Source organism: Microcystis sp. M165S2, from assembly GCF_020245885.1.
Classification (GTDB): domain Bacteria; phylum Cyanobacteriota; class Cyanobacteriia; order Cyanobacteriales; family Microcystaceae; genus Microcystis.
On the sequence record NZ_JADBTZ010000342.1, the window covers coordinates 1 to 9,089 of the forward strand.

The window sequence follows — 9,089 nt, forward strand, 5'->3', positions numbered from 1 at the left end:
TAGTTATCAATCTTTCCACCCTGCTTCGGCAGGTTTTTTGGGCTTTTTTATGTCTGAAATGGAAAAACCGCACTTTTTCTCGGTCAATGATGACAATAAGTTATAGCTTAGAGATTAATCAACAACTAAAGCTTATGCTTTTAGCTAAGTGAAATCATTGATTAAGAGACCTGTGCTTTTCAATAACTTTTTCAGCAAACCCTAATTAGCTTTAACTTTCTGGACGATCGGATCGGCAGTGGTAGTAGAAACCATGGCCGCCATAACTTGTTCAGGGGAAACCGTAAAAGGTAAACGATGAATGTCAGAATTAGGCTGACAGGCAATTGCGGCTGCGTGGCGCAATTGGGCAAGGGAAACATCTCTTAATCCTAAATCCTCTAGGGATTTCGGTAAACCAATTTGTTCATAAAACTGGATTAGTTGCCCCCGGGCCGATAGTGCCAATTGATTGCCCAAAACTATTTCCTCTAGACGCAATTGGGCGAGGATGCCGTAGGCGACTTTTTCCCCGTGCAGGGCATGATGGCAAGCGGGAATATGGGTTAAACCATTATGAATTGCATGGGCGGCCACGGTACGACAATTAGCACCCCCTAAACCACCAATTACTCCGGCTAATAACACGGTAGCATCCACCACCTGTTTCCAGTCCTCCCCGCCGATATTTTCCAGGGCTGCTGGGGATTTTTGGAAAAGAATATCCCGCAAAACCCGGGCCTGTTGGACAGCGGCAATGATCAGGGTTTCCGTGGAATGACCGCTACTGACGGAAGCTTCGTACCATTTAGCGATCGCATCGCCAATACCGGCGATTAAGGTTCTTTTCGGGGCAGTTTGGATAATACCGTAATCGAGAATTAATAAATCCGGGCAACGGGCTAGGGACAGATCGTAAAGAAACGCCCCCGCGTCAGAATAGATGTTAGATAGGGCCGTCCAAGCGGCACAAGTGGCCGCGGAGGTGGGAATCGTGGCAATCGGCAAATGGCACTGATGGGCGAGTAATTTGGCCGTATCGAGGGCCTTGCCGCCACCCACACCGATGATAAAATCTGCCTCATGACTCTTGACAGATGCCTTTAAATATGCTAAGGAATTCTCCGAACAATCGGGGGTGTAACTGTGATAGCTAGGAGTGAGATTTTTCAGGGGAGATGACAAAAAAGCTAAATTGCGATCGCCGCCCACCACGAGGGGACGTTTCCCCAAATCCGCTAATTTGCCGGTGGATTCTTCTAGGGCATTGTCACCCCGAATCACTTGTGCGGGGGCGATTAACAGGGGCAAAACAGCGACAGCATTGGACATTTTTTGACAACCTCTCAGGATTATTGGCTAAGTTTAGCGAAGCTTTCGGGAAAAAGCTGTAGTTCAGGGGTATTATCCCCCGGGGCGGAGAAGGATTTTTTAATCTGTCCTAAGTACAAAGGAGCAGATAAACCGGGCTGAGGGTGAACCAGAGTGCGAGCGCTAATGATAAATTGATTATTACCGCCAGCACCGGCGCGACCAGAGGAAAACAAGTCACTAGCGGCTTGTTTTAGGGTTGCTTCCACCTGCTCGGTAGTAACAGTATTGGGCAGGGAGATAACAGCTTGATTAGCTCCGTTATCATAGACAAGGGAGAATCTCACCGCTCCCGGAATTTCGGTACGAGTAAATAATCCTAACCCAAGACCGAAAATTCCGACCGTCAACACAGCCATAAAGCTAGTGACACCGACGAGACGAAAGCGGATTCCCCAACCGACGAGAAAAGCGATAATCGTGAGTACCAAAAAAACCAGCGTGGCAATACCAGACCATTGGATGTATTTGGCAAAGTTCAGGGGAATGTCCATATTTTCTATAATACTGATTCTATGAAAACGGTTAGCATAAACCATTGTACCTATCCTGTTGTCGAAACTTTCCATTCTGTGCAGGGCGAGGGCTTTTGGACGGGAAGCAATGCTTTTTTCCTCCGTTTGGGAGGTTGCGATGTCTATTGCCCTTGGTGCGACCAAAAAGAGTCTTGGAATGCCCACCGTTATCCACAACAATCGGTGCGGGAATTGGTTGAGATGGCAAAAGGGGCTAACCCCGCTATGGTGGTGATTACCGGGGGGGAACCTTTAATGCACAATCTTGATCCTTTGACCGGGGAATTAAAAGATCAGGGTTTACGGGTACATTTAGAAACTTCTGGCGCTCATCCTTTTACAGGGGTTTTCGATTGGGTGACTTTTTCTCCTAAAACTTATAAAATGCCCGATCCTAGTATTTATGCACGGGTGAATGAGTTAAAAATTGTCGTGGCTAATCCAGAGGATTTAGACTGGGCAGCCATCCAGGAAAGTAAGTTATCGGAAGGGGTGATCAAATATCTGCAACCCGAATGGAATACAGTGGAAAGCAAAGAGTTAGTCTTTAATTATGTTCTCCGGCATCCCCAATGGCGCCTCAGTCTCCAAACCCATAAGTTTTTAGGAGTCCGCTAGTCAGTGATCAGTTATCAGTTATCAGTTATCAGTTATCAGTTATCAGTTATCAGTGATCAGTGATCAGGAGTCAGGAGGTGATAGGGAGATAGGGTTTTGTGGTGATAGGGTTTTGGGGTGATAGGGTTTTGTGGTGATAGGGTGATGAGACAACTTCCCCACTTCCCCACTTCCCCACTTCCCCACTTCCCCACTTCATAATTCATAATTCATAATTCATAATTCCCAACCCCTAATTTACTAACAAGAGGTTACATACTATGTCTAACAACAATTCTGAACGAGTAGTGCGTCGTGGTCGAGTTTTTCCAGAGATTCAAGCTACAGAGGAAGAAAAGGCCAAACATCGCGCCCGACAATTAGAATTTTATCATCGTTGTTGGCCGATTTTTCAGAGTTTACAGCCCCGGTTAATGAAACATTATTATGGTTGGTACATTGCGATCGAACCTGATAGCGGCGATTATTTTATCGATCCCGACAAAGAAGTGGCTAGTAAAAAAGCAAGGGCAAAATATCCCGACAAAATCCATCATATCTTTGGCATTAATGAAACTGGAGTTAGTGGCAGAATATGATTGAAGGGAGATTTGGAGAAAATGGTCAAATTTATTTTGATATCGATTTAGTCAGCCCTAATGGTCTGGTGTTACCTGTAGAAGCTATGCTAGATACTGGTTTCACGGAGTTTTGTGTTATGAATGACCAAGATGCTCGCAGTCTTGAATGGCCATTTTTAAACCAAGATAAGTTACGCACTGCCCAAGGAGAAGCATTTTTTGATATATATTTAGGCAGAGTAAGAATTGATGGTCAAGAATACGAAATTCCCGTCTTTGCAGGGGAGGCAATTCAGGAGATTTTGTTAGGTTCCCAGTGGCTCAAACAATTTATCTTAGTAGCTAATTATCAACAAACACAGGTGACATTAGGATAATGACAAAAAAGGCGATTATTTTACTTTCCGGGGGATTAGATTCAGCGACAACAGCAGCGATCGCTCTAGCGGCTGGTTATCAATTAATTGCCCTTTCCTTTCGTTATGGACAAAGACACGAGCGGGAATTAGCAGCGGCGAAAAAAATTGCTAATTTCCTCAATATTAAAGAACATCATCTGATCGAAGTCAATCTATCTTTGTGGGGAGGTTCCGCTTTAACGGATCAATCTATAGCTATTCCCCAAGAGGGAATTAACCCGAATATTATCCCGATTACCTATGTGCCGGGGAGAAATACAGTTTTTATTTCGATCGCTCTTTCTTTAGCGGAAGCAAGGGAAGCGGAGGCGATATATTTAGGAATTAATGCGGTGGATTATTCTGGTTATCCCGATTGTCGTCCCGAGTATTTAGATGCCTTTCAAACTTTAGCTAATTTATCATCGAAAGCGGGTTTAGAAGGGAAAGCACCCCAATTAATTGCCCCTTTGGTGATGGATAGTAAGGTAGATATCGTCCGTCGTGCTGTTAGTTTAGGGGTTCCCATTGCGGATACTTGGTCTTGTTATCAAGGAGAAGTTGAACCCTGCGGTTTATGCGATTCCTGTCGCATCAGAGATCGGGCTTTAATTGAGGCTGGTTATCCCGAATTAGCCACTCCCCTGTTGAAAAACAGCCAGGGAAAATAGGGAGGATAGTGAAAAATGGAGATAATCTAGGCAATTAAATGTTCAATGAGGATTTTACTGCCGATTAATATTAAAACTAAACCGCCGAGAATTTCCACCTTTTGACTAAATAAATTACCGAATTTATGCCCGATAAAAACAGCTATAAAACATAAAGCAAAGGTAATAGAACCGATGACAGTGCAAGCTAAAAGTAAGGGAGTTTTAATCATCGATAGACCCAAACCAACTACTAAAGCATCGATGCTAGTAGCGATCGCTAATCCGATTAAAGTATAGGAATCTAGAGGATTAAATTTTTTTTCCTCGTCATCATTTTGAACAGCTTCGTAGATCATTTTACTGCCGATCGCTCCTAAAATAATAAAAGCGATCCAGTGGTCAAAAGAGGCGAGGAACTCGCGACAAGTTAGACCGATACCCCAACCGATCATCGGCATAATCGCTTGAAATCCCCCAAAAAACAAAGCAATTTTCAAAGCCTTATTAACATGAATATGACGAATCATCAGGCCACTGGTCAGAGAAACGGCCACGGCATCGGCGGCTAATCCCACGGCAACAAAGGAAGTGGTTAAAAGTTCGAGTGAAGTAAACATCTATAGTTGTTTATCCTTTAATTTCCCCTTATCTTAACTAATTTTTACCCAGAAAACTTTCATATTTCTCTCATGATCCTCTCATTTATCTATCATTTCTCTAACCTAAGTAGGTAGGCGTTAAAAGTTGTCAGATCCCCCCGCCTATCGGCACCCCCCTTATCAAGGGGGGCAGGGGGGATCGAACCTAAAATCCATTTTTAATTTAATTATAACCAGCTACTTAATTAGTGAGAGGATCGAATTAAAAACGTTTAAAACCACATTACTGGTTCCTCACCGATCGCCTGCACCTGATGGATCGCTTCCGGGGTAAAACCGATAATATCCTCAGCTTCTAGGACTTTTTCAGCCGCTACTGCGATTTTATCGGGAAATTCAGCCGTAGGAGTCCGAGTAACCGGTTTTCGGAGTTAACTAACCAATGCTGCTGTTTCATAAATTCCCCTGTTTCCAAGACAAAGTTGAGGAAGATACCTTTTCCCATCATCGATCATCCCGTCTGCTTTTAAGGTGGCGAACGCTACCATATAGGAAAAGTGCCACGTAAAAAATTATGATAATTTCGAGAATTACCAGAGAATCAGAGGGGAGAAAACGGTGATAAAATTAGCTAATTGACTCCAGTAACTTAAGCACCCAATAACCGCTCACTGAAAATATGGCTGATTTTTTTAACACCTATGGTTTTTTAATTGTTTCAATGATATTTGGAGCCATATTAGGCATTTCAATTTATCTGCCCTTAATGGCCGGTCAATTATCCTTAGCAACCCCCGGTTTTTACGCTTTAGGGGGTTATGTAGCCGCCATTCTTTCTACGAAAGTTTTTACTAATACCGGCAGCAATTATCCCCTGGCTTTGGTCTTTTTAGAAATGTTAATTGCTGGCATTATTTCAGGAATATTAGCCATAGTTTTAGGTATTCCTGTTCTGCGTTTGCGAGGTATCTATTTAGCCATTGCCACGATCGCTTGGGTAGAAATTTTGAGAATTATTGCCCTTAATCTCGAGATAACTGGCGGTGCGGTCGGTATTTTCGCCATTCCCCAACCTTTCACCACTCAATTAGCCTACCTTTGGCTGGCTTTGCCCCTCTTATTCCTAACTATGCTGTTTCTCTACCGGTTAGAAAACATCAAAATTGGTCGGGCATTTAATGCCATTCGTGCCGATGAATTGGCAGCTGCAGCCATGGGAATTAATCCCACCTATCACAAAGTTTTATCCTTCACTTTCGGAGCAGTTTTAGCGGCAGTTGTGGGAGCGGTAAGCGCCCATTTTCTCAATACTTGGAATTCCCGTCAGGGAACTTTTGATGCCAGTATTATTTTCTTGGCTTTCGTTTTAATTGGTGGTTCAAGAACTTTTGTTGGTCCAGTGGTGGGAGGCATTGTTTTAACTGCTTTGCCCGAAGTTTTACGCGCCCTCGGTGGTGTGAATGGTTTACCAATTTGGTTAGGGAATTTCTTGCGCGATGGTCGTTTGATTATTTTTGGAATTTTAATTGTTTTGGGAACGATTTTTTATCCCCAAGGCTTAATTACACCTGAATTAATTAAAAAAATAATGCCTTTTAAAAGACGTTCCTCTCTTAGTCAAGTTGATTCCTAATTACAGTGATCAGATTTTAGTTTTCAGGTAATTGATTACTGTTTACTGTTCACAGCAAAAAACTCCCCATCTCCCCACTCCTGTCTCCTAACCCACCCTGCTGATACGGATATCCCCCTTCCGGCTAATGTAAAGAAAACGTTACAGTAACAGGTAAAGCCCAGTAGCCAGGAAGCCGTCGATCATGTTTGAATACTTTAACCAGAAAGCTATCAAAGCGGTGATGTTCGCCCAAGAGGAAGCCCGTCGTACCGCTCACAGTGTCGTGGGTACGGAGCATTTACTGTTAGGATTGATAGGAGAAGCCACCGCCACCGCAGCCTTAATTCTCAAGGATTTAAAAGTCACCCTGCACGAAAGTCGCCGCCTGATTGAAGGAATGACCGGCCGCGGCACGGGTTACAGTCCCGTTAATATCCCTTTTACCCCAAAAGCGAAAAAGATGTTCGAGCAAGCATTTCAGGAAGCTCGACAATTAGGGGAACAGGCGATCGCACCTGAACATTTATTACTCGCTATCACCAGCGATCCCGAATCCCTAGCCGCTAAAATTTTAATTATGCAGGGTGTTGATTTGATCAAACTTCGCGGCCTTTTACTTAAAAATGCCGGGGAAAAAGTCGCTAGTGGTCGCTTAACGGGTGATAGTGACTATAAAGACCAGAAAAATGCTCCCCAAGTCGGTATTTTAGCCCAATATGGTCGCAATTTAAGCCAAGAGGTCAAAAATGGCAAAATTGACCCTTTAATCGGTAGAGAGCCAGAAATCGAGCGAGTTGTCCAAATTTTAGGCCGCCGTACCAAAAGTAACCCGATTTTACTGGGTGAGCCGGGGGTGGGGAAAACTGCGATCGCTGAAGGTTTAGCACAACGCATCCATAATGGCGATATTCCCGAACTTTTGCGGGATAAACAGGTAATTGCCCTCGATATGGGGTCTTTACTGGCGGGAACCCGTTTTCGCGGCGATTTTGAGGAACGTTTAAAGGGTATCGTGGAGGAAGTTCGCAAATCGGGCAATATTATCCTGTTTATCGATGAAATTCACACTCTTGTCGGTGCTGGTAGCATGGGAGGAGCTATGGATGCTTCTAACTTGCTTAAACCTGCTTTAGCTCGCGGGGAGTTACAGTGTTTAGGGGCAACGACTCTCGATGAGTATAAACGGCATATTGAGCGAGATGCGGCTCTAGAAAGACGTTTTCAGCCAGTTATGGTGGGAGAACCGACTAAAGAGCAGGCGATCGAGATTTTACGGGGTTTAAAAGCCACCTACGAGGATTTCCATCAGGTAAAATACGATCAAAAAGCGATCGAAGCTGCTGTTAATCTATCCTCTCGCTATATCAATGATCGCTTTTTACCGGACAAAGCGATCGATCTTCTCGATGAAGCGGGATCCCGCACCCATCTACGCTATTCCCTGCAAAGCACAAGTCCTGCGGAGGTTAACGAAGAATCACCCCTAATTAACCCCGAATCTTTAATTCCAGTGGTGGATGCGGAGGAAATCGCCCAAATTGTCGCCGCTTGGACAGGTATTCCCGTTACCCAATTAACTCAAACTGAGTCGGAATCGCTCTTAAATCTGGAATATCAACTGCATGAGCGGATTATTGGCCAACAGGAGGCAGTAAATGCCGTTTCTCGTGCTATTCGTCGAGCGCGAGTAAATTTAAAGAATCCTAACCGTCCGATTGCCTCGTTTATTTTTGCAGGTCCCACGGGAGTCGGTAAAACTGAATTAACGAAAGCCTTGGCTAAGTTGCTCTTTAGCTCGGAATCCAGTATGATTCGTCTAGATATGTCGGAATTTATGGAATCCCACACGGTTTCTAAGTTAATTGGTGCGCCTCCCGGATACATCGGTTACAATGAAGGCGGTCAGTTAACGGAAGCAGTGCGTCGTCAACCCTATAGAGTGGTTTTGTTTGACGAAATCGAGAAAGCACATCCCGATGTTTTTAATCTTCTCCTGCAACTGTTAGAAGATGGTCATTTGACCGATTCCCAAGGTCGTCGGGTGGACTTTAAGAATACCCTAATTATCATGACCTCGAATATTGGCTCAAAAGTCATCGAAAAAGGCGGTAATAGCTTAGGATTCGAGATTGCTGACGATTTTGCTCAATCGCGCTACCAACAGATTTCTAATCGGGTGACAGAGGAGTTAAAACAATATTTCCGTCCCGAATTTCTCAACCGTCTCGATGAAATTATCGTTTTCCGACAGTTAACTCGCGAAGAAGTTACCCAGATTGCCGATATTCTTATCGCGGATCTAGCCAAACAATTGACAGAAAAAGGCATTTCTGTGGAAGTTACCGCCGCTTTTAAGGATTTGGTCATCAATGAGGGTTATGATCCTAGCTACGGTGCGCGGCCTTTACGTCGTGCTTTAACTCGACGCTTAGAGGATAGTTTAGCGGTCGCGATGTTATCGGGAAAAGTCAATTCTGGAGACCATGCGATATTAGATGTAACTGCTGAAGCTGTGGTGACAGTCTCTAGTCATCAGCGCTCTGAGCAAAGCGATATTCTCTCGCAATTACAGTTACAACCAGTGGGTTAATCCCCTCAAAAATTGCTTTTTTCGGGGTTGAAAATGTTTCAACCCCGATTTTTATCGAAAATTTGGGTTAAAACCCCGTCGTTTTACGACGGCTTTTCTTGATCTTTAATATAGCACCTAAGAACTTCCAATGGCGCACCTCCTACAGAAGAAACAAAATAACTAGGCGACCAAAGAGCATCTTTCCCATA

General features: G+C 44.0%; 10 protein-coding genes. 6 read left to right on the plus strand and 4 right to left on the minus strand.

From position 1 onward, the window contains the following. Window positions 1-201: 201 nt before the first annotated feature. A complete protein-coding gene (locus IM479_RS17030) occupies window positions 202-1,311 on the minus strand; it encodes an iron-containing alcohol dehydrogenase family protein (RefSeq protein ID WP_287687428.1) in 1,110 nt (369 codons plus the stop codon). 20 nt (window positions 1,312-1,331) lie between these two features. Beyond that, complete coding sequence (locus tag IM479_RS17035; protein WP_286824378.1) at window positions 1,332-1,889, minus strand: Ycf51 family protein; 558 nt, start codon at window positions 1,887-1,889, stop codon at window positions 1,332-1,334. Here IM479_RS17035 and IM479_RS17040 point away from each other — a divergent pair. The 4 genes from IM479_RS17040 (at window position 1,866) to queC (ending at window position 4,112) form a co-directional block, all read left to right on the plus strand. Further along, window positions 1,866-2,483, plus strand: coding sequence for a 7-carboxy-7-deazaguanine synthase QueE (locus IM479_RS17040; RefSeq protein WP_286824379.1), 618 nt, complete (start codon window positions 1,866-1,868; stop codon window positions 2,481-2,483). The genes IM479_RS17035 and IM479_RS17040 overlap by 24 nt on opposite strands. Window positions 2,484-2,743: 260 nt before the next feature. Beyond that, entirely contained in the window at window positions 2,744-3,061 is a 318-nt protein-coding gene (locus IM479_RS17045) for a hypothetical protein (protein WP_158201278.1), read from the plus strand. Further along, a complete protein-coding gene (locus tag IM479_RS17050; RefSeq protein WP_286824380.1) occupies window positions 3,058-3,420 on the plus strand; it encodes an aspartyl protease in 363 nt (120 codons plus the stop codon). The genes IM479_RS17045 and IM479_RS17050 overlap by 4 nt, the downstream gene beginning before the upstream one ends. Next, on the plus strand, window positions 3,420-4,112 hold the full coding sequence (gene queC / locus IM479_RS17055; protein WP_287687430.1) for a 7-cyano-7-deazaguanine synthase QueC: 693 nt from the start codon (window positions 3,420-3,422) through the stop codon (window positions 4,110-4,112). The genes IM479_RS17050 and queC overlap by 1 nt, the downstream gene beginning before the upstream one ends. A 26-nt stretch (window positions 4,113-4,138) precedes the next feature. On the opposite strand, the gene IM479_RS17060 is transcribed toward queC, so the two are convergent. Next, complete coding sequence (locus IM479_RS17060) at window positions 4,139-4,711, minus strand: manganese efflux pump MntP (RefSeq protein WP_193961534.1); 573 nt, start codon at window positions 4,709-4,711, stop codon at window positions 4,139-4,141. A gap of 661 nt (window positions 4,712-5,372) precedes the next feature. On the opposite strand from IM479_RS17060, the gene IM479_RS17065 reads away from it, so the two are divergent. Both IM479_RS17065 and IM479_RS17070 read left to right on the plus strand, forming a co-directional pair. Beyond that, entirely contained in the window at window positions 5,373-6,326 is a 954-nt protein-coding gene (locus tag IM479_RS17065) for a branched-chain amino acid ABC transporter permease (RefSeq protein ID WP_287687431.1), read from the plus strand. Window positions 6,327-6,510: 184 nt separating this feature from the next. After that, window positions 6,511-8,898: an ATP-dependent Clp protease ATP-binding subunit gene (locus IM479_RS17070; RefSeq protein ID WP_287687433.1), complete on the plus strand. Its 2,388-nt coding sequence runs from the start codon at window positions 6,511-6,513 to the stop codon at window positions 8,896-8,898. A gap of 83 nt (window positions 8,899-8,981) precedes the next feature. Here the strand turns inward: IM479_RS17070 and IM479_RS17075 are convergent. Continuing rightward, on the minus strand, window positions 8,982-9,089 hold a 108-nt coding region (locus IM479_RS17075), incomplete at its 5' end, for a transposase (protein ID WP_287683514.1).

Excerpts from the sequence above, each read along its gene's own strand:
- IM479_RS17060 (WP_193961534.1), bottom strand. The coding sequence starts at position 4,711 with ATGTTTACTTCACTCGAACTTTTAACCACTTCCTTTGTTGCCGTGGGA.
- IM479_RS17045 (WP_158201278.1), top strand. The coding sequence starts at position 2,744 with ATGTCTAACAACAATTCTGAACGAGTAGTGCGTCGTGGTCGAGTTTTT.
- IM479_RS17050 (WP_286824380.1), top strand. The coding sequence starts at position 3,058 with ATGATTGAAGGGAGATTTGGAGAAAATGGTCAAATTTATTTTGATATC.
- IM479_RS17035 (WP_286824378.1), bottom strand. The coding sequence starts at position 1,889 with ATGGTTTATGCTAACCGTTTTCATAGAATCAGTATTATAGAAAATATG.
- IM479_RS17065 (WP_287687431.1), top strand. The coding sequence starts at position 5,373 with ATGGCTGATTTTTTTAACACCTATGGTTTTTTAATTGTTTCAATGATA.
- queC (WP_287687430.1), top strand. The coding sequence starts at position 3,420 with ATGACAAAAAAGGCGATTATTTTACTTTCCGGGGGATTAGATTCAGCG.
- IM479_RS17030 (WP_287687428.1), bottom strand. The coding sequence starts at position 1,311 with ATGTCCAATGCTGTCGCTGTTTTGCCCCTGTTAATCGCCCCCGCACAA.
- IM479_RS17040 (WP_286824379.1), top strand. The coding sequence starts at position 1,866 with ATGAAAACGGTTAGCATAAACCATTGTACCTATCCTGTTGTCGAAACT.
- IM479_RS17070 (WP_287687433.1), top strand. The coding sequence starts at position 6,511 with ATGTTTGAATACTTTAACCAGAAAGCTATCAAAGCGGTGATGTTCGCC.